24 protein-coding genes and 1 tRNA gene are annotated in these 25,488 nt (G+C 67.2%); 6 read left to right on the top strand and 19 right to left on the bottom strand.

Annotation, left to right across the window (positions count from 1 at the left end; all coding sequences use genetic code 11):
• Positions 1–70: 70 nt before the first annotated feature.
• The 7 genes from LV475_RS07820 to LV475_RS07790 all read right to left on the bottom strand — a co-directional run bounded on the left by LV475_RS07820 (position 71) and on the right by LV475_RS07790 (position 5,691).
• Positions 71–147: transfer RNA gene (locus LV475_RS07820), tRNA-Arg, on the bottom strand.
• 81 nt (positions 148–228) lie between these two features.
• Positions 229–1,866 carry a phosphoglucomutase (alpha-D-glucose-1,6-bisphosphate-dependent) gene (gene pgm / locus LV475_RS07815; protein ID WP_136867651.1) on the bottom strand — a complete coding sequence of 546 codons (1,638 nt, stop codon included), beginning with the start codon at positions 1,864–1,866 and terminating at the stop codon, positions 229–231.
• Positions 1,867–1,943: 77 nt separating this feature from the next.
• On the bottom strand, positions 1,944–2,909 hold the full coding sequence (locus tag LV475_RS07810; RefSeq protein ID WP_250106101.1) for a bifunctional enoyl-CoA hydratase/phosphate acetyltransferase: 966 nt from the start codon (positions 2,907–2,909) through the stop codon (positions 1,944–1,946).
• A gap of 45 nt (positions 2,910–2,954) precedes the next feature.
• The gene (gene scpB / locus LV475_RS07805) at positions 2,955–3,563 is read right to left on the bottom strand and encodes an SMC-Scp complex subunit ScpB (protein ID WP_136867649.1); all 609 of its coding nucleotides are present in this window, start codon (positions 3,561–3,563) and stop codon (positions 2,955–2,957) included.
• Entirely contained in the window at positions 3,560–4,420 is an 861-nt protein-coding gene (locus LV475_RS07800; protein WP_136867648.1) for a segregation and condensation protein A, read from the bottom strand. The genes scpB and LV475_RS07800 overlap by 4 nt, the downstream gene beginning before the upstream one ends.
• Complete coding sequence (locus LV475_RS07795) at positions 4,410–5,066, bottom strand: site-2 protease family protein (RefSeq protein ID WP_197039203.1); 657 nt, start codon at positions 5,064–5,066, stop codon at positions 4,410–4,412. The genes LV475_RS07800 and LV475_RS07795 overlap by 11 nt, the downstream gene beginning before the upstream one ends.
• A 7-nt stretch (positions 5,067–5,073) precedes the next feature.
• Positions 5,074–5,691 (bottom strand): L-threonylcarbamoyladenylate synthase, encoded by a 618-nt coding sequence (locus tag LV475_RS07790; RefSeq protein ID WP_197039278.1) that lies wholly within the window; start codon positions 5,689–5,691, stop codon positions 5,074–5,076.
• Between the two features lie 186 nt (positions 5,692–5,877).
• On the opposite strand from LV475_RS07790, the gene LV475_RS07785 reads away from it, so the two are divergent.
• From LV475_RS07785 to LV475_RS07770, 4 genes are all read left to right on the top strand, one after another.
• Positions 5,878–6,456: a septation protein A gene (locus LV475_RS07785; RefSeq protein ID WP_136867646.1), complete on the top strand. Its 579-nt coding sequence runs from the start codon at positions 5,878–5,880 to the stop codon at positions 6,454–6,456.
• 54 nt (positions 6,457–6,510) lie between these two features.
• Positions 6,511–6,816 (top strand): YciI family protein, encoded by a 306-nt coding sequence (locus LV475_RS07780; protein WP_136867645.1) that lies wholly within the window; start codon positions 6,511–6,513, stop codon positions 6,814–6,816.
• A 65-nt stretch (positions 6,817–6,881) separates the two neighbouring features.
• A complete protein-coding gene (locus tag LV475_RS07775) occupies positions 6,882–7,940 on the top strand; it encodes a peptidylprolyl isomerase (protein WP_136867644.1) in 1,059 nt (352 codons plus the stop codon).
• Positions 7,941–7,981: 41 nt separating this feature from the next.
• Complete coding sequence (locus tag LV475_RS07770) at positions 7,982–8,470, top strand: Crp/Fnr family transcriptional regulator (protein WP_136867643.1); 489 nt, start codon at positions 7,982–7,984, stop codon at positions 8,468–8,470.
• Positions 8,471–8,557: 87 nt separating this feature from the next.
• On the opposite strand, the gene LV475_RS07765 is transcribed toward LV475_RS07770, so the two are convergent.
• The 12 genes from LV475_RS07765 to hrcA form a co-directional block, all read right to left on the bottom strand.
• Entirely contained in the window at positions 8,558–9,829 is a 1,272-nt protein-coding gene (locus tag LV475_RS07765) for an EAL and HDOD domain-containing protein (RefSeq protein WP_136867642.1), read from the bottom strand.
• Between the two features lie 71 nt (positions 9,830–9,900).
• Positions 9,901–12,033 carry a polyribonucleotide nucleotidyltransferase gene (gene pnp / locus LV475_RS07760; protein ID WP_136867641.1) on the bottom strand — a complete coding sequence of 711 codons (2,133 nt, stop codon included), beginning with the start codon at positions 12,031–12,033 and terminating at the stop codon, positions 9,901–9,903.
• A gap of 63 nt (positions 12,034–12,096) precedes the next feature.
• Positions 12,097–12,366, bottom strand: a complete 270-nt coding sequence (rpsO, locus tag LV475_RS07755) for a 30S ribosomal protein S15 (protein WP_136867640.1) — start codon at positions 12,364–12,366, stop codon at positions 12,097–12,099.
• Positions 12,367–12,463: 97 nt separating this feature from the next.
• Positions 12,464–13,387 (bottom strand): tRNA pseudouridine(55) synthase TruB, encoded by a 924-nt coding sequence (gene truB / locus LV475_RS07750; RefSeq protein ID WP_136867639.1) that lies wholly within the window; start codon positions 13,385–13,387, stop codon positions 12,464–12,466.
• Between the two features lie 19 nt (positions 13,388–13,406).
• On the bottom strand, positions 13,407–13,826 hold the full coding sequence (rbfA, locus tag LV475_RS07745) for a 30S ribosome-binding factor RbfA (RefSeq protein ID WP_136867638.1): 420 nt from the start codon (positions 13,824–13,826) through the stop codon (positions 13,407–13,409).
• 10 nt (positions 13,827–13,836) lie between these two features.
• Positions 13,837–16,452 (bottom strand): translation initiation factor IF-2, encoded by a 2,616-nt coding sequence (infB, locus tag LV475_RS07740; RefSeq protein WP_136867637.1) that lies wholly within the window; start codon positions 16,450–16,452, stop codon positions 13,837–13,839.
• Between the two features lie 91 nt (positions 16,453–16,543).
• Positions 16,544–18,037, bottom strand: a complete 1,494-nt coding sequence (nusA, locus tag LV475_RS07735; RefSeq protein ID WP_136867636.1) for a transcription termination factor NusA — start codon at positions 18,035–18,037, stop codon at positions 16,544–16,546.
• Positions 18,038–18,055: 18 nt separating this feature from the next.
• Positions 18,056–18,568 carry a ribosome maturation factor RimP gene (gene rimP, locus LV475_RS07730; RefSeq protein WP_231505807.1) on the bottom strand — a complete coding sequence of 171 codons (513 nt, stop codon included), beginning with the start codon at positions 18,566–18,568 and terminating at the stop codon, positions 18,056–18,058.
• 244 nt (positions 18,569–18,812) lie between these two features.
• Complete coding sequence (gene dnaJ / locus LV475_RS07725; protein WP_136867635.1) at positions 18,813–19,967, bottom strand: molecular chaperone DnaJ; 1,155 nt, start codon at positions 19,965–19,967, stop codon at positions 18,813–18,815.
• 181 nt (positions 19,968–20,148) lie between these two features.
• The gene (dnaK, locus tag LV475_RS07720; protein ID WP_136867798.1) at positions 20,149–22,071 is read right to left on the bottom strand and encodes a molecular chaperone DnaK; all 1,923 of its coding nucleotides are present in this window, start codon (positions 22,069–22,071) and stop codon (positions 20,149–20,151) included.
• Between the two features lie 151 nt (positions 22,072–22,222).
• Positions 22,223–22,774 (bottom strand): nucleotide exchange factor GrpE, encoded by a 552-nt coding sequence (gene grpE, locus LV475_RS07715; RefSeq protein ID WP_211238835.1) that lies wholly within the window; start codon positions 22,772–22,774, stop codon positions 22,223–22,225.
• 162 nt (positions 22,775–22,936) lie between these two features.
• Positions 22,937–23,986, bottom strand: a complete 1,050-nt coding sequence (hrcA, locus tag LV475_RS07710; RefSeq protein WP_136867797.1) for a heat-inducible transcriptional repressor HrcA — start codon at positions 23,984–23,986, stop codon at positions 22,937–22,939.
• Between the two features lie 212 nt (positions 23,987–24,198).
• Here hrcA and LV475_RS07705 point away from each other — a divergent pair, with 212 nt between their 5' ends.
• Entirely contained in the window at positions 24,199–24,525 is a 327-nt protein-coding gene (locus LV475_RS07705; RefSeq protein ID WP_136867796.1) for a DMT family transporter, read from the top strand.
• 28 nt (positions 24,526–24,553) lie between these two features.
• Positions 24,554–25,471, top strand: a complete 918-nt coding sequence (locus tag LV475_RS07700) for an NAD(+)/NADH kinase (protein ID WP_136867795.1) — start codon at positions 24,554–24,556, stop codon at positions 25,469–25,471.
• Positions 25,472–25,488 lie beyond the last annotated feature (17 nt).

The raw sequence follows: 25,488 nt of genomic DNA, 5'->3' as shown, positions 1-25,488 counted from the left end.
CCACGAAAAAACGCCCCCGGAGCCGTGCTCGCGGGGGCGTTTTTCGTTGGCGATGCCAGATCACCGTGTCTGGTGCGCCCGACAGGATTCGAACCTGTGACCTTCGGCTTCGGAGGCCGACACTCTATCCAGCTGAGCTACGGGCGCGTTCTTGGCGAGGAGGCCTCACCAGGCAAGGGCGGCATGATAGCGGCTTGACCGCCTCACGTCCATGGCACGCAGCCGCTATCACCCATTCAGCGCGTCACCCACCACCTGCTCGGCCTGGGCGAAGATTTCCTCGAGATGGCCGGGGTCACGGAAGCTCTCGGCGTAGATCTTGTAGATCGGCTCGGTCCCGGACGGGCGCGCGGCGAACCAGCCGTTGGCGGTTTCCACCTTGAGCCCACCGATCGGCGCGTCGTTGCCGGGCGCCCGCGTGCGGATGCCGGTAACCGCCTCGCCGGCCAGGGTGTCGATGGCAAGCGAATCCGGGTCGAGCGCCTTGAAGCGCGCCTTCTGCTCGTCGCTGAGCGCGGCATCGCGGCGCGCGTAGAACGGCTGGCCGTACTGGTCGATCAGCCGATTGAAGCGCGCCCAGACGTCCTCGCCGGTCACCGCGAGGATCTCGGCGGCCAGCAGGCCCATGGTCAGGCCATCCTTGTCGGTATTCCAGACCTCGCCGTTGCGGGCCAGGAAGGTGGCGCCTGCCGATTCCTCGCCGCCGAAGCCGAGCCAGCCGTCGGTCAGGCCGGGCTGAAACCACTTGATGCCCACCGGCGTTTCATAGACCTCGCGGCCCAGGCCGCCGGCGACGCGGTCGATCATCGAACTCGACACGATGGTCTTGCCCACCTTGAGATCGTGGCGCCAGTCGGGACGATGACCGAACAGGTAATCGATGGAGACCGACAGGAAATGGTTGGGATTGATCAGCCCGCCCTCGGGGCTGACGATGCCGTGGCGATCGGCGTCGGTGTCGTTGCCGAAGGCCACGTCGAAGCGGTCCTTGATCTTGAGCAGGCCCGCCATCGCGTAGGGCGACGAGCAGTCCATGCGGATCTTGCCGTCGTGATCGAGCGGGATGAAGCGGAAATCCGGCTCGACCTGCCGGTTGACCACGGTCAGGTCCAGCCCGTAGTGCTCGGCGATCGGCTCCCAGTACGGCAGCCCCGCCCCGCCCATCGGGTCGACACCGATCGACACCCCGGCGCGGGCGATCGCCTGCATATCGACGACCGTGTCGAGTGCCTCCACGTAGGGACGGATGAAGTCCACGCCCTCGGCCGACTCCCCCTTGATCGCCCGTTCGAACGGCTGGCGGGCGATTCCCTGCCAATCGGCCAGCAACTCGTTGGCACGCGCTTGGATCCAGCCGGTCGCGCCGGTGTCCGCGGGCCCGCCATGCGGCGGGTTGTACTTGAAACCGCCGTCGGCCGGCGGATTGTGTGACGGGGTGAGGATGATGCCGTCGCAGCGTGCCCCGCCGGCGCGATTCGCCGCGATGATCGCCTGGGAGATCACCGGGGTCGGCGTGGGGGCATTGTCGTGCTGGTAGCGGAACCGCACGCCGGCCGCCGCCAGCACCTCGACGCAGGTCATGAACGCCGGCCAGGCCAGTGCGTGGGTATCGAAGCCGATCAGGATCGGGCCATCGGTGCCCTCGCGCTTGCGGTAGTCGACCAGCGCGGCGGTGACCGCGGCGATATGGGCCTCGTTGAACGAGCCGTTGAGGCTCGAGCCGCGATGCCCGGAGGTACCGAAGGAAATGCGTTGCGACGGGTCCTCCACCAGCGGTTCGCCCTGGTAATAGGCACTGATCAGACGGGGCACGTCGACGAGGAAGTCACGGGGTGGCGTCTGGCCGGCTAGTTCGTGCAATGGCATGGGTCGGGAATCCTTCGGCTATACAGTCGTTGACGTCTGAGGCGTTTCACGCGCCCGCGTGGCCGGGCGGGCGTCAATCAATGCGGCAGGTGACCGCAGCTGCCGGCCTCGAACGGCGGCAGCGGGTCGACCTCGGCCTGGCGGTGCGACGCCACGCGGGCCAGGGCCAGCGAGGCGATGCGCACCGCTTCGGGATCGGCCCGCGAGGTGAGCACCACCGGCACGCAGGCGCCCAGGACGATGCCGGCAAAACGCGCCCCGGCCAGGTACTCGAGATCCTTGTAGAGGATATTGCCTGAGACCAGATCCGGAACCAACAGGATGTCGGCGTGGCCGGCCACGGGGCTGATCAGGCCCTTGATGCGCGCCGACTCGCCCGAGATCGCCGTGTCGAACGCCAGCGGCCCGTCGATCTGCGCGTGCGCGATCTGGCCGCGCTCGCCCATCTTGGCCAGGCAGGCGGCATCCAGGGTCGAGGGAATGGCCGGGTTGACCATCTCGATCGCCGACAGGGCCGCCACCCGCGCCCGTTGGTTGCCCAACCACCAGGTCAGGTTGACCGCATTCTGCAGGATCTCGGCCTTGGCGCGCACGTCCGGCTGGATATTGATCGCCGCGTCGGTGATGAACAGGAGCTTGTGGTAGCTCGCCATCTCGGCCATGAACACGTGCGAGATGCGCGGGCCGCGTCGCAGTTCGCGGATGATCGGCCGCAGGAACACGTCGCTGTGAATCGCCCCCTTCATCAGGAGGCTCACCCGGCCCGACTCGACCGCGTCCACCCCGGCGCGGGCCGCCTGCTCCGGCCCGGCGGCATCGACCACCGGGAAGCTCACGCCCTGCTCGGCCATCAGCGCCTCGATGCGAGCCGCCCGGCCGATCAGTACCGGCTCGATCAGCCCGGCGTCGGCGGCGTGCCGCGCCGCCTCGACGATTGGCGCCTCGTCGGCCCCGACCACGGCCGTCGGGGCCGGCGGCAGGCCCCGAGCCTCCTCGATCAGTTGATCGAGACTGCGTATTTCATCGGCTGAATGTCCTGTCATGTCCCTTCCCTGTCGTCACGCGGCGCCGGGGCCCCGGCCATGCCGTCACACGTCGATGTCGTCCTGCCCGGCGAAGCGTTCGAAATCCGGCAGGTCCGCGAGCGAGTCGAGGCCGAAATCGGCGAGGAACTCGCGCGTGGTGCCCAGCATTTCCGGCCGCCCCGGACTGTCCTTGACCCCCAGGCTCCTCACCCAGCCGCGTTCGGCCAGCTGCTTGAGGATCTGCGGGTTGACCGCCACCCCGCGCGCCGCTTCGATCTCCCCACGGGTGATCGGCTGGCGCCAGACAATCAGCGCGAGCGTCTCCAGGGCCGCGCGACTGAGCTTCGGCACCCGCCCCGGTTCGCCGGCCTTGAGATACGGGGCCACGGCGGCGGTGGCCACCAGGTGCCAGACGCGGCGCCCCCCGACCTCGCGGGAGGCCAGCTCGATGAAGCGATGCGACTCCCACCGGGCGGCTACGCGAGCCAGCGTCGCCTCGAGCAGCTCCGGCGCGGTCTCCTGCCCCACCATCGCCCCCAACGAGTCCAGTGACAGCGGCTCGTCGATCGTCAGCAACAGGGCCTCGACCAGTTCGACCAGCCCCTCGGGCGGCTCGCTGCCGCTTGAGGCGCGCTGATCGGGGGGCATCGCGGGTGGTGCCTTGTCGGTCATCCGGGCATTTCCTCCTCAACGGTCGGTTCGGCGGGCGAGCCGGCCAGGCGAAACAGGGTCACGGGGCCGAAGGGCTCGTCCTGCGACCAGTCGAGTGCGTGGGTGCGCGAGAGTTCCAGCACCGCCACGGTGGTCACGGCCACGCCCATCCGCCCCTCCTCGGGACGAAATACCTCGGCCAGCTCGCAACGGCTCCGGTCCGCCAGCACATCGAGGATATCGGTCATGCGCTGTCGAATGGAAAGCCCCTCGGCGCGCACGTGGTGGGCACGACGCACGCTGCCCTCGCGCAGCAGCCCGTTCATCGCCGCGATCAACCCGGCGAGATCGGCCGGCACCGGTGGCGCGGGCAGCTGCTCGGGCGGCTCGACCGACAACGCGAACCAGTCGCGGCCGCGGCGGGGCCGCTCGTCCAGGAGACCGGCGGCCCGGGTGGTGCGCTCGTACTCGAGCAGGCGCTCGACCAGCTCGGCGCGCGGGTCGAGCGGTTCCTCCTCGTCGTCCTCGCGCGGCTCGGGCGGCAGGAGCATGCGCGACTTGATCTCGGCCAGCCAGGCGGCCATCAGCAGGTACTCGGCGGCCAGTTCGATCGCCATCGACTTCATCAGGGCGAGGTACTCGAGGTACTGCTCGGTGACCCGTGCGACCGGGATCTCGAGGATGTCGATGTTGTGCTTGCGGATCAGGTAGAGCAGCAGATCCAGCGGCCCCTCGAACTGCTCGAGCCAGATCGCGAGCGCATCGGCCGGGATGTAGAGATCCAGCGGCAGCTGCTCGAGCGGCTGGCCCGACACGCGCGGCGTGGCATCGACCCAGCGCCGCGAATCGTCTGCCGGGATGTGGGCTTCAGAGGACATGGATCAGGGCGTTGAACCAGCCGAGCAGCGTGCCCATGATCGGCAGCAGGATCGCCGAGAGCACGCCAGTGACCAGGAGCACCACCACGATCGGCAGCCCCCAGGGCTCGAGGCGTGACATCGTGTCGCCCCAGCGTGCCGGCAGCACGGCCACCAGCATCCGACCACCATCGAGCGGCAGGATCGGCAACAGGTTGAACACGGCCAGTATCAGGTTGATGAAAATCCCCACCTGCCCCATCAGGGCCAGCGGTTCGGCGAACGCCATCCCGCCGTCGAGCCCCTTCAGGGCCAGGACGGTGACCAACGCCCAGCCGAGCGCCATCACGACGTTGACAGCCGGTCCGGCGGCGGCCACCAGGAACATGCCGCGACGCGGGTCACGCAGGCGGGCGGCATTCACCGGCACCGGCTTGGCCCAGCCGAAGACGAACGGGGTGAACAGGTACATCAGCAGCGGCACGACGATCGTGCCCAGCCAGTCGACGTGGCGGATGGGATTGAGCGTCAGCCGCCCGGCGCGCTTGGCGGTGGGATCGCCCAGCGCGTTGGCGACATAGCCGTGGGCGGCCTCGTGGACGGTCACCGCCAGCAGGATCGGCAGGATGCCGATCGCGATCTTCTGCAGGAACGAAAGCTCCAGCACGTCCGGCTCAGTCCGCCAGCTCGGGCGGCACGCCGCCCAGCCCCTCGCGCTGGACGTCGAAATCATCACCGGTCAGGTCGAGCACCGTGCCCGGGATCTGCTCGAGAAAGCCCGCGCCGGCGATCAGGTCGACCTGGTTGGTGACCGCGGTGGGAAAGAGCGCCGGATCGTCGAGTGGCTCGTCGAGGTCCGGGATCACCAGCGAGGCGCTCAGGATGGGGGCATCCAGGGCCTCGAGGATGGCGCGCAACACCACCTGCGAGGGCACCCGCAGGCCGATCGAGCGCTTCTTCTCGTGCTGCAATCGCCTGGGGACCTCGCGCGTCGCCGGCAGGATGAAGGTGTAGGGGCCGGGGATATGGGTCTTGAGAAAACGAAACTGGACGTTATCCACCTTGGCGTAGACCCCCAGCTCGGATAGATCGCGCACCGACAGGGTCATATGGTGGATGCCATCGTCACGCCGGATGCGGCCGATACGCTCGATTGCGTTCTTGTCCTCCAGACGGCAGGCCAGCGCGTAACCCGAGTCGGTCGGCACGACCACGATCTGCCCGCGGGCGATGGCGTCGGCGGCCTGCTTGACGAAGCGTGGTTGGGGTGTCTCGGGATGGATGTCGAGCATCTTGCTCATGGGTGATCCTCGTGGCGGCAAATGGCAGTGGCGGCGGGCCCGGTTGTCGGCTGAAGAAGCGGATGGCCAAACGGCTCGCTCCCCGCACCCTCACGCCCATGTTAGTGTACTGCAAGCGGCCGCAGGGACGTCCTGCCGGCCCCGATACCAGGCCCCTTTTTCGTTACGCGAGACACGATGAAATTCCTGTTCGATTTCTTCCCCATCCTGCTGTTCTTCGGCGCCTATCACCTCGAGGGGATCTACGTGGCCACCGCGGTGGCGATGGTCGCCTCCGTGGTGCAGATCGCCGCCGGCTGGCTGATGTGGCGCAAGGTCGAGCGGATGCACTGGGTGTCCGCGGGACTGATCGTCGTGTTCGGCGGCATGACGCTGATCCTGCAGAACCCGCTGTTCATCATGTGGAAGCCCACCATCCTCAACTGGCTGTTCGCGCTGGTCTTCCTGGGTAGCGCCTTCATCGGCAAGAAGCCGCTGGTCCAGCGGATGATGGAACACATCATCCAGGTACCGCGGGCCATCTGGCATCGTGTCAACTGGGCCTGGGTGGGTTTCTTCGTGTTGTCGGGCGTGGCCAACATCCTGGTCGCCTACCAGTTTTCCGAGGAGTTCTGGGTCAACTTCAAGCTGTTCGGCCTGATGGGCATGACCTTCGTGTTCATGATCCTGCAGGGGCTCTATCTGGGCCTGTACGCCGAACGCCCCGCCGAGGTCGAGGCGGAGACCGGCCCGCCGGACCGAGACGAACGCCCCTGATCGTCACCCCGTGACACCGACCCGACCCGCATCGCAATGGAGGACGCCGCCGCAATGCAATGGTTTATGATCGTGGCCAACGACGTGGCCGACAGCGCCCCGCTGCGGGCCGAGCACCGCGACGCCCACCGGGCGCGCATCGAGTCGATGACCGACGAGGGCCGCATCCTCACTGCCGGCCCCCTGCCGATCGACCCCGCCGACCCGGACCGGGGCCTGTCGGGCAGCCTGATCGTCGCGGCCTTCGAGGACCTCGCGGCCGCCCGCCGCTGGGCCGAGTCCGACCCGTTCGCCGTCGGCGGCGTGTACGCCTCGGTCGACGTGCGCCCCTACAAGCCGATTTTCGCTGCCACCGGCTAGCATCGGACGGCACCGCGCCATCACAACGAAAAACGAACCACACGAAACAACCAAAGGATACGTTCATGGATAGCAAACTGATCGCCGACCGCCTCCCCCATCGTCGTCACCGCCTGGCCATCGCGCTGAGCGCGGGGCTGCTGCTCAGCGCCGGGGCGATGACCGGCTGCAGCGAGGATCGAGCGACGACCGCCGAGAAGACCCCGCTGGGTCAGCAGGCGAGCCCGGGCGGCGCGTACGCCACCATCGAGGACGGCGAGGTGATCGCCCGCATCAACGGCTCGCCGCTCTACCGCGAGAACCTCGAGGTGGTGAAGGAAAACCTCGGCGCCGAGGTGCCCGAGGAGCGCCTGGTCAGCCGCATGGTCGAGCTGCGCCTGCTGGCCGACCGCGCCCGCGAGGAAGGCCTGGACCGCGACCCGCAGACCCAGGCACGCATCCAGAACGCCATCGACAACCAGCTCGCCAACGCCTACCTCGTGAACTACATGACCGAGATGGAGGTGAGCGAGTCCGACGTCGAGGCCGCCTACGACAAGGAAATGGAGGCCCTGGGCAAGGAAACCCAGTACCGCGCCATGCACATCCTGGTCGAGGACGAAGAGACCGCCCGCGACCTGATCGCGCAGCTGGACGACGGCGCCGACTTCGGCGAACTCGCCCAGGAGCATTCCAAGGACACCGGCTCCGGCGAAGCGGGCGGCGACCTGGGCTGGTTCTCGCTCGACCAGATGGTCGAGCCGTTCGCCGATGCCGTTGGCGCCCTGGAACCGGGGCAGCGTGCCGACGAGCCGGTCGAGACCCGTTTCGGCTGGCACATCGTCCAGCTCGAGGAGACCCGGCCGATGCCCAAGCCGACGCTCGAGCAGATGCGCCCGGAACTGGAGGATCGCGCCCGGCGTGACGCCATCAACGGGATGATCGCCGAGTTGCGCGATTCGGCGAATGTCGAGATCCTGACCAGCGACGTACGCTCGATGGTCGAGCGGGACGGTGACGCCGATAGCCAGACAGACAGCCAGGCAAGTAACCAGGCCGACAACGCATCGGGCGAGTCAGCTGAGGCCGGCGACGAGTCCGACATGGGCAGCCTGCCGGCCGAGCCGCTCAAGGCCATGCCCTGAACCGGGCCACGCCCATCCGTCACACGGCAACAGGAAAGACCATGACGAAACAAGTCGTAACCGGTGAGGAGCTCAAGCAGACCGCGCTGGGGCAGGAACTGAGCGACGAGCAGTGCCGCCTGCTCGCGAGCGTGTGCACGCGCCGCGAGGTGAGCAACGGCGAGATCCTGTTCGAGGAAGGCCAGATCAGCGACACGCTGTTCATCGTGATCCAGGGTCGATTCGCGGTCAGCCGCGATACCGGCCGCGGGTTCTCCGACACCCTGCACCTGCTCGAGACCGGGCAACTGGCCGGGGAGTCGGGCTTTCTCGACGGAACCCCGCACAGCGCGACCCTGCGCGCCGTCGGCGATGCCCGAGTGGTCATGCTCGACCGGGCCCACCTCGAGTCGCTGCTGGTCGACCACCCGATCCTCGTCTACAAGGTGATGCGGGCGATCGTGCACAGCGTGCGGGAGATCATCCGACGCATGAACCGTCAGCACAGCGAGCTGCTGAGCTACATCAATCCGAGCATCGGCCGGTTCTGACCCGGTCGGATACCCGGATGCAGAAAAGGGCCGTGATCCCGCGATCACGGCCCTTTTTCTTAGGGGCGGGCGAATGCGGCGCGGTCGTCAGGGCCCGCCGAGCGATGCGCGCAACGCCTCGTCCCAGCGCACCGCGTCGAGGTAGCAGTTGGGGGCCACCTCGTTGAGCGAGGAGACGGCCGTCTCGCCATCGCCCTCAAGCCACTGGCCCTTCTCGTAGAAGCGCACGTACTCGAGCAACTCGCCCAGGCTGCCCTGCCCTTCGAGCAGGGCCTTGGCGATGTCGTCGGTCAGCGGCAACTCCTCGATCAACTGGGCGAGCGGCTGGTTGTAGAAGGCATCGAGATTGGAGAACAACCCGACCAGGAAGGCGGTCGGCGGATTGGCCAGGCGACTCTGTGCCGCCAGCAGCTCGGCGAACCGCGCCCGGATCATGGTGTTGTGGATCAGGGCCGGCGGCTTGCCGTCCACGCCCGTCAGGGCCGACAGGTAGACCAGGCTGCGCACGGCCTTCAGCCCCAGCAACCGCACCGCCTCCTCGACGGAATCCACCTGCCGCCGGAGCCCGATCGCCGCCGAGTTGACCAGCCGCAACAGGCGGTAACTCAGCGCGAGATCGGTATTGATGCGCTCGACGATCTCGCCGAACTCGGCCTCGTCGTCCTGCAACAGGATCAACAGCCCCATCAGGTTGGCCTTGGAGGCGCGCACGGTCGGGCGTGTCACCATCTCCGGGCGAGAGACGAAGTGGCCCTGGAAGAAGTCGACACCCGCGTCACGCAGGCGATCATAGACGTCCCACTCCTCGACCTTCTCGGCGATCACCTTCAGGCCGGCCCGGTGCGCCGCCGGCACGGCGGCGACGATCCGGTCGGTCCCTTCGGCCAGGGTGTCGAACTTGACGTAGTGGCTTTCGGCCACGCAGGGGCGGTCGATCGCCTCGGGCGGAAAGTCGTCCAGCGCGATGCGATAGCCCGCCCTCTTGAGTCGCCTGAGGGACTCGGCGGTCTGCTCGTTGCATTCGACCGTCTCGAGGATCTCGAGCACCACGGACGGGGCGACGATGCCCTCGAGCACGTCGCTGTGCAGGAGCTTGCCGGGCACGTTGATGAACGCCTGCTTGCCGCCGACGAGGCTGTCGAGGCCGATCTCGCTCAGGGCGTTGAGCACCGTCGAGGCGGTGGCCTGGTTGGAATTGCCGATCCGGGCCACCTGGTCGGCGTCCGCGGCACGGTACAGCAGCTCGTAGCCGACGGTATTGAGGTCGGCATCCACGATCGGCTGACGGGCGAGCCGCACGGACTGGACGATCCGTTGGATCGCCTCGTCGTTGCTGGGGTTGTGATCGGCCTGTGCCATGGCGTGTCGAACTCCCGGGTCATCCGGCGTGATGGCCGCCGGTGGCGTGGACCATCATAGCCGCTGGATCCCTAGGCGGAGAAACGCATCGACAGTCGCAGTCGGCCCTGGCGGTCGATCTCGAGGAGCTTGACGTCCACCTCGTCCCCCTCGTTGACCACGTCGGTGACCTTCTCGACCCGGCTGTCGGCCATCTCGGAGATGTGCAGCAGGCCATCCTTGCCCGGGGCGATGTTGACGAAGGCGCCGAAGTCCTTAATGCCGACCACCTTGCCGTGGTAGACCTTGCCCACCTCGAGCTCGGCGGTCAGCTCCTCGACCCGGCGACGCGCCTCCTCGGCCGCTTCACCGTTGGGCGCGGCGATGGTGACGGTCCCATCCTCACCGATGTCGATCTGGCACTCGGTCTCGCGCGTCAGGGACTGGATGGTCGAACCGCCCTTGCCGATCAGGTCACCCTTGCGCTCCGGGTTGATGCGCATGGTGATGAAACGCGGCGCGTGCGAGGAGAGGTCGGTGCGCGCCTCGGCCAGGGCCTCGTTCATGCAACCGAGGATGTGGGTCCGCCCGGCGCGTGCCTCGCGCAGCGCCTCTTCCATGATCTCGCGGTTGATGCCCTCGATCTTGATGTCCATCTGCAGGGCGTTGACGCCGTCGGCGGTGCCGGCGACCTTGAAGTCCATGTCGCCGAGGTGGTCCTCGTCACCGAGGATGTCGGTCAGCACCACGAACTGCTCGCCCTCCTTGATCAGGCCCATCGCGATACCGGCCACCGGGGCCTTCATCGGCACGCCGGCATCCATCATCGCCAGTGAGGCCCCGCAGACCGAGGCCATCGAGGACGAGCCGTTGGACTCGGTGATCTCCGAGACCACGCGAATCGTGTAGGGGAACTCGTCCGCCGGCGGCAGCGCAGCCATCACGCCACGACGCGCCAGGTTGCCGTGACCGATCTCGCGGCGTTTGGGCGCGCCGAACCGACCGGTTTCGCCCACGCAGAACGGCGGGAAGTTGTAATGGAACAGGAACGGTTCCTTGCGCTCGCCGCCGACCGCGTCGATCAGCTGCGCGTCGCGGGCGGTGCCGAGCGTGGTCACCACCATCGCCTGGGTCTCGCCGCGGGTGAACAGCGCCGAGCCGTGGGCGCGCGGCAGGAAGCCGGTGCGGATGCTGATCGGGCGCACCGTGCGCGTATCGCGCCCGTCGATGCGCGGCTTGCCGGCGAGGATGTTGCCGCGCACCACGTCGGACTCGATGCCCTTGACCAGGGCGTCGACCGTCTTCTCGGTGACCGGCGGCTCGGCGGCCTCGTCGACAAAGCGCTCGCGGATCGCGCCGCGCAGCTGGCCGAGGCGGTTGCCGCGCTCGGCCTTGTCGGCGATCTGGTAGGCGGACTCGATCTCGGCACGGAAGGCCGCGTCGATCTGCCCGGCCAGCGCGGAGCTGTCGGCCGGCGGCGTCCACTCGATCGGCGGGCGGGCGGCCTCGGCGGCCAGGGCCTCGATCGCCTTGATGGCCGCCTGCATCTGCTCATGGCCGAACATGACCGCGTCGAGCATGACGTCCTCGGGCAGCTGGTCGGCCTCGGACTCGACCATCAGCACGGCCTTGTCGGTCCCGGCGACCACCAGGTCCAGCCGCGACCCGGTCAGTTGCGCCGGGCTCGGGTTGAGCACGAACTCGCCGTCGATGTGGCCGATGCGCGCCGCACCGATCGGGCCGGCAAACGGCGCACCGGAAAGCGACAGCGCCGCCGAGGCCCCGAGCAGGGCCGGGATCTCGGAGTCGACCTCGGGGTCGAGCGAAAGCACCTGCGCGATCACCTGGGTCTCGTGGGTAAAGCCCTTCGGGAACAGCGGGCGCACGGGGCGGTCGATCAGGCGCGCGACCAGGGTCTCGCCCTCGGTCGAACGGCCCTCGCGGCGGAAGAAGCTGCCCGGTACTCGGCCGGCGGCGTAGAACTTCTCCTGGTACTCGATCGTCAGCGGCAGGAAGTCCTTGCCCGGATCGGCGGTCGGCGCGACCACGGCGGTGACCAGGACCACCGTCTCGCCCATGGTCACCATGACCGCCCCGCTGGCCTGCCGGGCGATTTCGCCGGTCTCCAGGGTGACGGTGTGTTGACCGTACTCGAAGGACTGCTTGCTGACTGCCACGCTTGGCTCCTGACGTATCGAATGTGTTCGTGATGGGGACGGGGCCATTCAGGGCCCCGCAAACAAAAAACCCGCCGGCTTGCGGCGGGTTCCTAGTGTAACGGCAAGCGCTTACTTGCGCAGGCCCAGCTTTTTGATCAGGTCCTGGTAGCGGGTCAAGCTCTTGGACTTGAGATAGTCGAGCATCTTGCGGCGCTGGTTGACCAGCTTGAGCAGGCCACGGCGGGAGTGGTGATCCTGCTTGTGGGTCGCGAAGTGCTCGGTCAGGTGCGTGATCCGCTGGGTCAGCAGCGCGACCTGGACTTCCGGGGAACCGGTGTCGTTCGCGTCTTTGCCGAACTCAGCAACGATCTCGGCGGTGGTCTTTTCGTTCAGGGACATGGGAGTTCTCCTATCTGCCTGGGTGAAGCTTTAAAAGTCCATCGCGGGTCAGTGACGACCGGTCACCGTCCCGCAATGCGTCTGGGCCAAAAGCCCCTTACAACGCCGCGAACAATCGTCGCGGCGCGGTTCGCCCGTCATCCAGCACTTCCCCCATACCCAGGAAGAGGTCGTCGGGTGCGTAGAGTCGAAACCACCCGGTTTGTGGCGCGTTGGGCACAAACACCGGATGACCGTGGCGAATTGGTGTGACGCTGGCCGCATCCAGCACGACGGCCGGATAGGCGCCCAGCGCCGAATCGATCGGGAGGATAACACGATCGAGGGCGTCGAGCCCGCCCTCGGCGACCATCGCCTCGAGCTCCTCGAGCCGGTAGGTCGACTGCTCGTCCATCGACCAGGGGCCCAGTCCGATGCGGCGCAGCTCGGCCACCACCGCGCCGCAGCCGAGCGCCTCGCCGATATCCTCGACCAGCGTGCGGATGTAGGCACCCTTGCTCGAGTGCACCCGCAGGGTGAACTCGGTCGAGGAGAGCGCCTCGAGGGTGACCTCGTGGAAGTCGATCGTGCGCGCCTTGCGCTCGACCGTCTTGCCCTCGCGGGCCAGTTCGTAGAGGCGCTTGCCCTCGTGCTTGAGGGCCGAATACATCGGCGGGACCTGTTCGACGCGGCCACGAAAACGGGCCAGCACGGCCTCCATCGCCTCGGCATCCAGCGGCGGGACCTCGCGGGTCTCGATCACCTCGCCCTCGAGATCGCCGCTGTCGGTACGCGTACCCAGCCGGCCGGTGACCCGGTAGGTCTTGTCGGCGTCCAGCAACAGTCCCGAGATCCGGGTCGCCTGGCCGAAGCAGACCGGCAGCAGGCCACTGGCGGCCGGGTCGAGGCTGCCGGTATGGCCGGCCTTCGCCGCGTTGAACAACCGCCGCACGCGCTGCAGCGCCTGGTTCGAGCTGAGCCCCAGGGGCTTGTCGAACAGGACGATGCCGTTGATTTCGCGACCGCGACGCTTGCGTGCCATGCGAACTGACGCGGCCGGCTCAGTGCCGGCCGTCGGTGTCGATGGGGTCCGACTCGTCGGACGGATCGTCCTCGTCGCCGTCCTGCTCGCGCACCGCCCGGATCAGGGCATCCATCTGCATGCCCTGCTCGATCGAGTTGTCGAAGATGAAGGTCAGCTGCGGGACGATACGCAGGCGCATGCGATGACCCAGCTCGCCGCGCAGGTAACCGGCTGCCTCGTTGAGCCATTGCTCGGCGACCGGCTGCTCGCTGGCATTGAGCACGCTGTAGAAGATGCGGGCATGGGCGAGATCCCGCGAGACCTCGCAGTCCGTGACCGTCAACATGGTCAGCGGCGCGTTCGCCCCGCTGTCCACGCCGGAGTCGCGGATCAGCTCGGCGATCTCGCGCTTGATCTGGCCGGCCACCCGCTGGTGGCGCTGAAAACCCTGTGCCATCGCGTTCGCCTTACAGGGTCCGCTGGACCTCGACGCGCTCGAAGACCTCAATCTGGTCGCCGACCTTGACGTCGTTGTAGTTCTTCACGCCGATACCGCACTCCATACCGGAACGCACTTCCTGGACGTCGTCCTTGAAGCGGCGCAGCGACTCGAGCTCGCCCTCGTAGATGACGACGTTGTCGCGCAGGACGCGGATCGGGTTGTTCCGCTTGACCACGCCCTCGGTGACCATGCAGCCGGCGATCGCGCCCAGCTTCGGCGAACGGAACACGTCGCGCACCTCGGCGAGACCGACGAACTTCTCCTGGGTCTCGGTACCCAGCAGACCGCTCATGGCCGCCTTGACGTCGTCGAGCATCTCGTAGATGACCGAGTAGTAGCGGATCTCGACGTCCTGCTCGCCGGCCGTCTTGCGAGCGGCGGCGTCGGCACGGACGTTGAAGCCGATCACGATCGCGCTCGAGGTCGAGGCGAGGTTGATGTCGGACTCGTTGATGCCACCGACGCCGCTCATCAGCACGTTGACCTTGACCTCGTCGGTCGACAGCTTCTGCAGACTGTCGCGGATGGCTTCCGCCGAGCCCTGCACGTCGGCCTTGACCAGCACGTTGAGCGACTCGACCTCGCCTTCCTTCATCTGCTCGAACAGGTTCTCGAGCTTGGCGGCCTGCTGGGCGGCCAGGCGCGAATCACGCTGCTTGGCCTCGCGGAACTCGGCGATCTCGCGCGCCTTGCGCTCGTCCTCGATCACCACCAGCTCGTCGCCGGCCTCCGGCGTGCCGGACAGGCCCAGCACGACCACGGGGATCGACGGGCCGGCCGACTTGACCTGCTGGCCGTTCTCGTCGAGCAGGGCACGGACCCGGCCGTACTCCTTGCCCACGACAACGGTGTCGCCCTTCTTGAGCGTGCCGCTCTGCACGAGGATGGTCGCGACCGGGCCGCGCCCCTTCTCGAGCGAGGACTCGACCACGGTCCCGATGGCGTGACCCTCGACCGGGGCCTTGAGCTCCTGGAGCTCGGCCTGCAGCAAGATCGCCTCGAGCAGTTGGTCGATGCCTTCGCCGGTGTGCGCGGAGACGTGCACGAACTGGGTGTCGCCACCCCACTCCTCGGAGATCACTTCCTCCTGGGAAAGCTCGGCACGGACGCGCTCGGGGTCGGCGCCGTCCTTGTCGATCTTGTTGACCGCCACGACCATCGGCACGTTGCCGGCCCGGGCGTGGTGGATCGCTTCCTTCGTCTGCGGCATGACGCCGTCATCGGCCGCCACGACCAGCACGACCACGTCGGTCGCGCTCGCCCCACGGGCACGCATGGCGGTGAACGCCTCGTGGCCCGGGGTATCGAGGAAGGTGACGGTGCCGCGCGGCGTATCGACGTGATAGGCCCCCACGTGCTGGGTAATGCCGCCGGCCTCGCCCGCGGTGACCTTGGCGGTACGGATGTAGTCGAGCAGCGAGGTCTTGCCGTGGTCGACGTGGCCCATCACGGTGACCACCGGCGGACGCGGCTTGGCCTCGCCCTGCTCGACCTGCTTGAGCGCCTCGTCCTCGATCGCCGTCTCGGACTCGGCATGCGGCTTGTGGCCCATCTCCTCGACCACCAGGATCGCGGTGTCCTGATCGAGCACCTGGTTGATGGTGGCCATCACGCCCATGTTGAACAGGGTCTTGACCACGTCGACGCCCTTGACGGCCATGCGCTGGGCCAGGTCCTCGACCGAGATCGACTCGGGGACGTTGACGTCGCGGACCACCGGGGCAGTCGGCTTCTCGAAGGTGTGGCGGGTGGCCACGGCGGTCTTGGACGCCGCGCCCTTCTTGCCCTTCTTGCGACGACGACCGGCGCCGGCGCCCAGGTGGAGTTCCTCGCGGGCGTTTTCGCGTGCATGGCGGCCCTTGCCACCGTGCTTGCCACGCTTCGGCTTGCCTTCGTCGGCGGAGACCGGGATGCCCGGCGCCTCTTCCGGCATGGCAACGATGCGCAGGCGGGATTTCTTCTTGCCGTCGTCCTTGTCTTCACCGGCCTCGGCCGCCGCGTCTTCTACCGGGGCACTCTCCTCGGCGGCGGTCTCTTCAACCGGTTCCTCGGCGGGCTGCTCCTCGGCCTCGGCCGCCGGCTCGGCGACCGGCTCGGGCTCGGCCGGCGTCTCGTCGGCTTCGACCGGCTCGGCTGCCTCGGCCTTGGACGTCTCCTCGACGGCCGGGGCTGCCTCGGCAGCCGGCTGCTGCTCTTCAACCGCAGCAGTCGGGGTCACTTCCTCGGCCGGCTGCTCGACCTGCTCGGCCTCTTCGGGCTGCTCGACCTCGTCACGCGGGACGTAGGTCTTGCGGCGACGGTACTCGACCGCGACGGTCTTGCCGCCACGGGCGCCGCCGCCGACCTTGATTTCCTGCTGCGAACGACGCTTGAGCGTGATGCGCGAGGACGGCTTCTTGGCCTCTCCCTCGCCCGACGAGCGCGACTTGCGCAGATGGGCCAGCAGCTTCATCTTGTCGTCGTCACTGACACTGGCATCCACGGAAGACGCCGAAACGCCCGCTTCGGCCAGTTGCTCGAGCAGCCGTTCCGGGGTGGCGCCTACCACTTTTGCCAATTCTTTAACCGTGACCTCGGACATTAACGACTCCTGTGGTCCTACAAACTATCAAACAGTGATTTCACGCCTCGGCACCTGCCGAGGGCGACGGTTCGGGCAATCGCCGACCGATTCAGGCAAACCAGGGTGCGCGTGCGGCCATGATCAGCCGCCCGGCAAGCTCCTCGTCCACGCCTTCGTATTCCGTCAACTCATCAATGGACAGCTCGGCAACGTCTTCCGAGTCCTTGATGTTGTTCTCGCGCAGGTTGGCGGCCAGGTCGGCCGTCATCCCGTCGAGTTCCTCGAGCGCCAGCGCCTCGCCGGCCGACTCGGCCTCCTCCTCGGCGTCGCCGCCACCGGAGATCGCCATGGTCAGCAGGGCGTCGCGGGCACGGTTGCGCAGTTCCTCGACGATGCCCTCGTCGAAGCCCTCGACCTCGAGCAGCTCCTCGGTGGGCACGTAGGCGATTTCCTCGATGGTGGTGAAGCCGGCCTCGACCAACACCTCGCCCACTTCCTGGTCGACGTCCAATGCCTCCATGAACTGCTCGACGATGCGTCGGGTCTCGGTTTCGCCCTTTTCGATCGCCTGCTCTTCGCTCATGACATTGATCTGCCAGCGGGTGAGCTGGCTCGCCAGGCGGACGTTCTGGCCGCCGCGACCGATCGCCTTGGAGAGGTTCTCCTCGCTGACCGCCACGTCCATGCTGCCCGCGTCCTCGTCGACCACGATCGAGACCACCTCGGCCGGCGACATCGCGTTGATGACGAACTGGGCCGGGTTCTCGTCCCAGACGATGATATCAATCCGCTCGCCGGAGAGCTCGTTGGTCACCGACTGGACGCGCGAACCGCGCATGCCGACACAGGTGCCCACCGGGTCGATGCGCGGGTCGTTGGAGAGCACGGCGATCTTGGCGCGCAGGCCCGGGTCGCGGGCCGCGTTGACGATCTCGATCAGCCCCTGGGAGATTTCCGGCACCTCGAGCTTGAACAGCTCGATCAGGAATTCCGGCGCCGTGCGCGAGACGAAGATCTGCGGACCACGCGGCTCGTGGCGCACGTCGGTGACATAGCCACGCAGGCGGTCGCCGGGACGAACCGCCTCTCGGCCGATCATCTCGTCGCGCGGGATCATCGCCTCGGCATTGCCGCCCAGGTCCAGGATGACGTTGCCGCGATCGATGCGCTTGACCAGCCCCATGATCAGGGTGCCCTTGCGATCGATGTAGGCGTCGACGACCTGGCGGCGCTCGGCCTCGCGCACCTTCTGCACGATGACCTGCTTGGCGGCCTGGGCGGCGATGCGCCCGAACTCGGCCGACTCGATCTCTTCCTCGATGTAGTCGCCGAGTTGCACCTCGGGGTCGTCCATCTGGGCGGCCTCGAGGATGATCTCGCGCTCGGGGTGCTCGGAGGTCTCGCCCTCGACCACCAGCCAGCGACGGAAGGTGCGATAGCTGCCGTCTTCCCGGTCGATCTCGACGCGCGTCTCGATGTCACCGCCATGGCGCTTGCGCGCTGCCTGGGCAAGCGCGGCCTCGATCGCCTCGAAGATCACGTCGCGCTCGACGCCCTTCTCGTTGGAAACCGAATCGACGACAAAAAGGATTTCTTTGTTCATGTTGCTAGCCAGATCGCTCTATTTCCGCGCCGTGCGCCGCTTCTTACGCTTGTTGCGGCCACGCTTGCTGTTGTCGGCAAACTCGTAGACCAGATGGGCCTTCTCGGCCTCCTCGAAACGGAAGACCAGCTCGCCCACCTCGTCGACGAGGACGGTGATGTCCTCGCCATCGACGCCCTGAATGACGCCCTCGAACTTCTTCTGCTTCGCCACCGGCTTGTACAGCCGCAGGCGTACGCGGTGCCCGACGAAACGGGCGAAATCCTCGGTGCGGAACATCGGCCGCTCGACGCCCGGCGAGGAAACCTCCAGCCGGTAGGCGCCCGGGAACGGGTCCTCGACATCGAGCACGCCAGCCAGGGCGTGACTCACGTCGGCGCAGTGATCCAGCGTCATGCCGTCCGGGTGGTCGATGTAAACGCGCAGCAGGCCGGACGGGCCGCCGCGGAACTCGCCGCCGACCCACTCGAAACCGAGGTCCTCGACCACCGGTTTGAGCATGTCCTCGATCGCCGCCGGGATTCTCTGCACGTCTAACTGCACCCTCTGCTGGTTGAACCCGTCCTGTTCGCAAGACCGGGAGCCGGGAAAATAAAAAAGCCCCATATGGGGCCCGGCATCACTCTTAAAGCCAATGTTCGCGGGAACCGGAATATAAAGACAACGCCCGGCAAAGTCAATGCGATACCGCGGCCATCCGCCAATCGGTGGCGGGCGGGCCGCCGCGTTCGCCGCCCGTCCGGACGGACCTGGCGAGCGTCGGATTCCGCGACGCTCAGTCGCCGCGCAGGTCGTCGAAGAAGCGCTTGACCGAGTCGAGGAACGAATGCTGGCGCGGGCGGTGCTTCTTGGCCACGCCGTCGCCCTCGCCGCTGCCCAGCGACCGCTCGAACGCCTGGAGGAGCTCGCGCTGCTCGTCGTTGAGCTTGACCGGCGTCTCGACGTGCACGGTCACCAGGAGATCGCCCTGCGTGCCGCCGCGCACCGGGCGCACGCCCTTGCCGCGCAGGCGGAACACCTTGCCGGTCTGCGTCTCGGCCGGGATCTTCAGGCTCACCTTGCCGTCGAGCGTGGGCACCTCGATCTCGCCACCGAGCGCGGCCGTGGTGAAGCTGATCGGCATGTCGCACAGGAGATCCGCGTCGTCGCGCCGGAACAGCGGGTGCGGCTTGATGTCGATCAGGATGTACAGATCCCCCGGCGGGCCGCCCTTCTCGCCCGGCGCCCCCTCGCCGGAATGCCGGATGCGATCGCCGGTATCCACGCCGGCCGGGATCTTGACCGAGAGGGTCTTCTGCGTCTCGATCCGACCCGTGCCGCCACAATCCGTGCAAGGGTCCTCGATCTTCTGCCCCTCGCCGCCGCAGTCGGGGCAAGGCTGCTGGATGGCGAAGAAGCCCTGCTGGATGCGCACCGCGCCCTGGCCGCCGCAGGTGGTACAGGTGGTCTTGCCGGTACCGGGCTTGGCGCCGCTGCCGTCGCAGGTCTCGCAGGGCTCGGTGGTCGGGATGCGGATCTCGACCGTGGTGCCGCGCACGGCCTCCTCGAGCGACAGCTTGAGGTTGTACTGCAGGTCGGCCCCGCGCGAGGCGCCGCCCCGGGCGCGTCCGCCGCCAAAGATGTCGCCGAAGACATCGCCAAAGATGTCGGCGAACCCGGCACCACCGCCGAAGCCGCCGCCACCGAAGCCACCGGCGCCCTGGCCGTCGACCCCGGCATGACCGAACTGGTCGTAGGCCGACCGCTTCTGCGGATCGGAGAGCACCTCGTAGGCCTCCTTGGCCTCCTTGAACAGCGTCTCGGCCTGCTCGTCGCCCGGGTTGCGGTCCGGGTGGTGTTTCATCGCCAGGCGGCGATAGGCCTTCTTCAGTTCGTCGGCCGAGGCATTCTTGCTGACCCCCAGCACCTCGTAGTAGTCACGTTTTGCCATGGTCGATCTCTGCGGCTGATTCGGATCTGGGCCCCCGGGCGCACGCCCACGGGCCGGAATAATGCTGAACGGGCCCCGTTGCCGGACGGCCCGTCCATGGAATGCGGGTGCCACGCCGGGGCGTGACACAAAAAATCACCCGCCCGGCAGGGCGGATGATTTTCCAGCTCGAGGAGACGACTTACTTCTTGTCGTCGTCCTTCACTTCCTCGAACTCGGCGTCGACGACGTCGTCGTCCTGCTTGCCCTGCTCGCCACCGGCGGCCTGCTCACCGCCGGCCTGGCCGGCACCCTGGGCCTTCTGCATGACCGTGGCGGAGGCCTCGGAGAGGGCCTGGACCTTGGCGTCGATCTCGGCCTTGTCGTCGCCCTTCATCGCCTCGCGCAGGGCCTCGATGGCCTCGTTGACCGGCTTCTTGTCGTCGTCGGTCAGGGCCTCGCCCGCATCGGTCATCGCCTTCTCGACGGTGTGGATGATGCCGTCGCCCTGGTTGCGCGCCTCGACCAGTTCCTTCTGCTTCTTGTCCTCGTCGGCGTGCGCGGCGGCATCGTCGACCATGCGCTGCACTTCTTCCTCGGACAGGCCGGAGCTCGCCTTGATCTCGATCTTCTGCTCGCGACCGGTGCCCTTATCCTTGGCCGAGACGTGCAGGATGCCGTTGGCGTCGATGTCGAAGGTCACCTCGATCTGCGGCTGACCGCGCGGCGCCGGCGGGATCTCGGTGAGATCGAAGCGGCCCAGCGACTTGTTGCCGCTGGCCATCTCGCGCTCGCCCTGCAGGACGTGGACGGTCACGGCCGTCTGGTTGTCCTCGGCGGTCGAGAAGGTCTGGCTCGCCTTGGTCGGGATGGTGGTGTTCTTGTCGATCAACTTGGTCATGACACCACCCATCGTCTCGATGCCAAGCGACAGCGGGGTGACGTCAAGCAACAGCACGTCGTTGACGCCGCCGGAGAGCACGCCGCCCTGGATCGCCGCACCGATGGCCACGGCCTCGTCCGGGTTGACGTCCTTGCGCGGGTCCTTGCCGAAGAACTCGGCAACCGTGTCGCGCACCTTCGGCATGCGGGTCTGGCCGCCGACCAGGATCACGTCGTCGATGTCGGAGGCCGACACGCCGGCGTCCTTGAGCGCCATCTTGCAGGGCTCGATGGTGCGCTTGATCAGCTCTTCGACCAGCGACTCGAGCTTGGCACGCGTGATCTTGATGTTCATGTGCTTCGGACCGCTCTGATCCGCCGTGATGTACGGCAGGTTCACGTCGGTCTGCTCGGTCGAGGACAGCTCGATCTTGGCCTTCTCGGCGGCCTCCTTGAGACGCTGCATGGCAAGCGCGTCGTTGGAGAGATCGACGCCCTGCTCCTTCTTGAACTCGTCGACCAGGTGGTCGATCAGGCGGTTGTCGAAGTCCTCGCCACCCAGGAAGGTGTCACCGTTGGTGGACATGACCTCGAACTGCTTCTCGCCGTCGATGTCGGCCACCTCGATGATCGATACGTCGAAGGTGCCGCCACCCAGGTCGTAGACCGCGATCTTGCGATCGCCGCCTTCCTTCTTGTCCATGCCGTAGGCGAGCGCGGCCGCGGTCGGCTCGTTGATGATGCGCTTGACCTCGAGGCCGGCGATCTTGCCGGCGTCCTTGGTCGCCTGGCGCTGGGAGTCGTTGAAGTAGGCCGGCACGGTGATGACCGCCTCGGTCACCTCTTCGCCCAGGTAGGCCTCGACGTCCTTCTTGATCTTCATCAGGACGCGGGCGGAGACTTCCGGCGGGGCCATCTTCTTGCCGCCAGCCTCGACCCAGGCATCGCCGTTGTCGGCCTTGACGATCTTGTAGGGCATCAGCTTGATGTCCTTCTGAACGGCGTCCTCGTCGAAACGACGGCCGATCAGTCGCTTGACCGCGTACAGGGTGTTTTCCGGGTTGGTGACCGCCTGGCGCTTGGCCGGCTGGCCGACCAGGATCTCGCCATCATTGGCGTAGGCGACCACCGACGGGGTGGTGCGCGCGCCCTCGGCGTTCTCGATAACCTTGCCGGACTTGCCGTCCATGATCGCGACGCAGGAGTTGGTCGTCCCCAGGTCGATACCGATTACCTTGCCCATAAAATCGTGTCTCCAGAGTTCTGTGTTGAATGCGAAATTCGGTTGGCGCGGCCCGGTGCCTTGCTCGGGCACCGCACCCGCCCTTGTGCTTGGACGTGCGGGCGAGCCGTGATTTTTCAAGCCACCCGCGGCAAATCGCCCCTCGAGCGCCTTACTTCGGCTTCGAGACGACCACCATGGCCGGACGGACGACGCGGTCCTTCAGGAGGTAGCCCTTCTGCATCACGTCGACGACGTGATCGGGATCGCCGTCGTGCGGCTGCAGGCTGATGGCCTGGTGGTGCTCCGGGTTGAAGCGCTCGCCGATCGGGTGAACGGCCTTGACGCCGAACTTCTCCAGCGTCTGGATCAGCATCTTGAGGGTCATCTCGTCACCCTCCTTGATCTTCTCCAGCGTGGCGTTCTCCTTCTCGGCCGCCTCGATACCCAGCTCGAGCGAATCGACCACCGGCAGCAGCCCCTCGACGAAGCGCTCCAGGGCGAACTTGCGCGCCGACTCGATGTCGCGCTCGGCACGGTGGCGCACGTTCTGCATCTCGGCGGCGATGCGCAGGACTTCCTCTTCCTTCTCGGCGAGCTTCGCCTTGAGCTCGTCGACCTCGCTCGTCTCTCCTGACTGGGCAGACTGCTCGACCTCGCCCTCGACGGGCTGCTCCGGCTGTTCCTGGTTCATGTCGTCGTGATCGACCGGCTTGTCCGTCATCGAAGCTCTCCTGAAAAGCGGATGGAATTGATGGGTAAAGCCCGGTCCGCCGCCGGCATACAGTGCATCCGGCATGACCAAGGCTCGTGTCGATGCCCCGACTCTTGGGGCATCCGGCATCTTTTCAAGGGGAAGGAGACATTCCTGCCTCCCGGGGGCAGGTCACTGGCGCGACAAGGCGCTCGACAGCAGGCGCGAGGTGACGTCGACGATCGAGATCACCCGGCCGTACGGCATGCGCTTGGGGCCGATGACGCCGAGCACGCCGACCACCTCGTCGTCGACGCCGTAGGAAGCGCCCACCACGCTGCATTCATCGAAGGTGGGCGAGCCGGACTCGCGGCCGATGAAGATCTTCACCCCCTGGGCGCGTTCGCAGCGATCCAAGAGGGAGACCAGTTCGCGCTTTTCCGCGAAGGCGTTGAACAGCCGGCGCATGCGATCGACGTCGCCGAGCTCGTCGATGCCCATCAGGTTGACCTGGCCGGCCACGGCGACCCCGGCCTTGTCCTCGACCGCCTCGACGGCCGACTCGGCCAGCGTGATCGCCTCGGAGAGGTTGCCCTCGATCTGCTCGCGCGTGCTCTTGAGCTCAGCGACCAGCGTCTCGCGCAGCGCCTGGATGGACTGGCCGTTGAGGCGCTCGTTGAGGAAGTTGGCAAACCGGGTGAGTTCGTCCTGGCTATAGGGCTTGTCCGGGTGGATGATGCGGTTCTGCACCCCGCCGTCGTTGGTGACCAGCACCATCAGCACCCGCCCGGGCGAGAGCGAAACGAAATCGATCTGGCGGAACAGCGCGCGGGCCCGCGACGGGATGGTCACCACGCCGGCGAACTGCGTCAGGCTCGAGAGCAGGTTCGAGGCGGTGTCCGCCAGATGCTGCGGGTCGTCCTCGGCTGCCTCGCGCAGGATGCGCTCGAGCCGCCGGGCATCGACCGGTGCCCGACCCGGCGCGGTCAAAAGCGAGTCGACGAACAGGCGATAGGCGAGCTCGGTGGGCACGCGGCCGGACGAGGTGTGGGGGGCGCGCACCAGCCCGAGGTCCTCGAGATCGGCCATCACGTTGCGCACCGTCGCCGGGCTCAGGTTCAGGTCGGACATGCGCGCTAGCGCGCGCGAGCCGACCGGCGCACCCTCGTCGGTGTAGCGGTCGATCAGCACCCGCAGCAGGGTCTGGGCCCGCTCGGGGAGTTCGCTCCAGGCATCAGTCATAGGCGGCCTCGAGAACCTCGGTTTTTTGGGGGTCGGCCCGAATGGCCGGGGAGTAAACTAGCACTCGCCCGAGGAGAGTGCCAAGCCCATCGCACCGCGGTCGGATTCAAACCCCCTCTCCTTTGCTAGACTGGGCCGAATTCCGCATCCGCCGGCCGATCGCCGGCTCTCGACGGACGCGACGAAACCGTTTCCGAGGATCCGCTCACGCCATGAACGCCTGGCTCATCTTGTTGGCCGCCGGCCTGTTGGAAATCGTCTGGGCGACCGGTCTGCGCTTCACCGACGGCTTCTCCCGCCTGGTGCCGACGGTGATCGTGCTGGCCATCGCCTGGGCGAGCTTCTACCTGCTCGCCCTCGCGATGCGCGAGATCCCGATGGGCACGGCCTACGCCATCTGGACGGGCATCGGCGCGACCGGCGTGGCGATCCTCGGCATCCTCTGGTTCAAGGAACCGGCGACGGCCGCCCGGCTGGGCTTCATCGCCCTGATCGTGATCGGCATCGTCGGATTGAAATGGTCATCGGGCAATCACTGAGTCGTCAGGCAGCAAGAGCGCACACGCCATGAAACCTTCCTCCTCGTCAGCCAGCGAACAGCCAGACGCCGCCCCCGCCTTCTCGCGCCTGGGCATCATCGTCAAGCCCGACGGGGGCGACCCGCTCGCCGAGGTCTACCGCAACCTGGTGGCCGTGGCCGAGGAACACGATGTCGAGTGGGCGCTGGAGGAAGAGGCCGAGAACCCGGCCCCGTCGATCCAGGCCCAGCGGTTCTCGCGAGATCGCGTCGACCGCGACCTGATCGTGGTAATCGGCGGCGACGGCACCATGCTCAACGCCGCGCGTTGCCTGTGCCTGCATGACGTTCCCATCCTGGGCGTGAACCTCGGCCGTCTCGGCTTTCTCGCCGACGTCAGCCCCAACGAGGTGCAACGTCACCTGTCGGCCATCCTCGAAGGGCGCTACACCGAGGAACGCCGCTTTCTCCTGCAGGGCAGCCTGATGCGCAACGACACGCGCATCATGGAATCGGTGGCGCTCAACGACATCACCTTCAAGATGCGCGACCCCGCCCGGATGGTCGAGTTCGAGATGAGCATCGACGGCACCCTGGTCAACCAGCAGCGCTCCGACGGCGTGGTGGTCTGCACCCCGACCGGGTCGACCGCCTACGCGCTGTCCGCCGGCGGGCCGCTGATCGCCCCCGACCTGCACGCGGTGGGCATCGTCTCGATCTGCCCGCACACCCTGAGCTACCGCCCCATCGTGGTCGATGCCCGCCACCTGATCGAGATCCGCCCGGTCGAGGGCTCACGCGGCGGCGGCGTGGTCAGCTTCGACGGCCAGCTCAACCAGCCGCTGGAGTACGGCGACGTGCTCGCCATCTCGAAGTACGAGCATGACATCCGCCTGATCCACCCGGCCGGCCACGACCACTATTCCCTGCTGCGCGACAAGCTCTGCTGGAGCGAGCAGACCTTCTAGGCAAAGGAATCCGCCTG

The organism is Guyparkeria hydrothermalis, from assembly GCF_023555375.1.
In the GTDB taxonomy this organism is placed as follows: Bacteria; Pseudomonadota; Gammaproteobacteria; order Halothiobacillales; family Halothiobacillaceae; genus Guyparkeria; species Guyparkeria hydrothermalis.
This window is presented reverse-complemented; position numbering and strand designations above follow the sequence as displayed.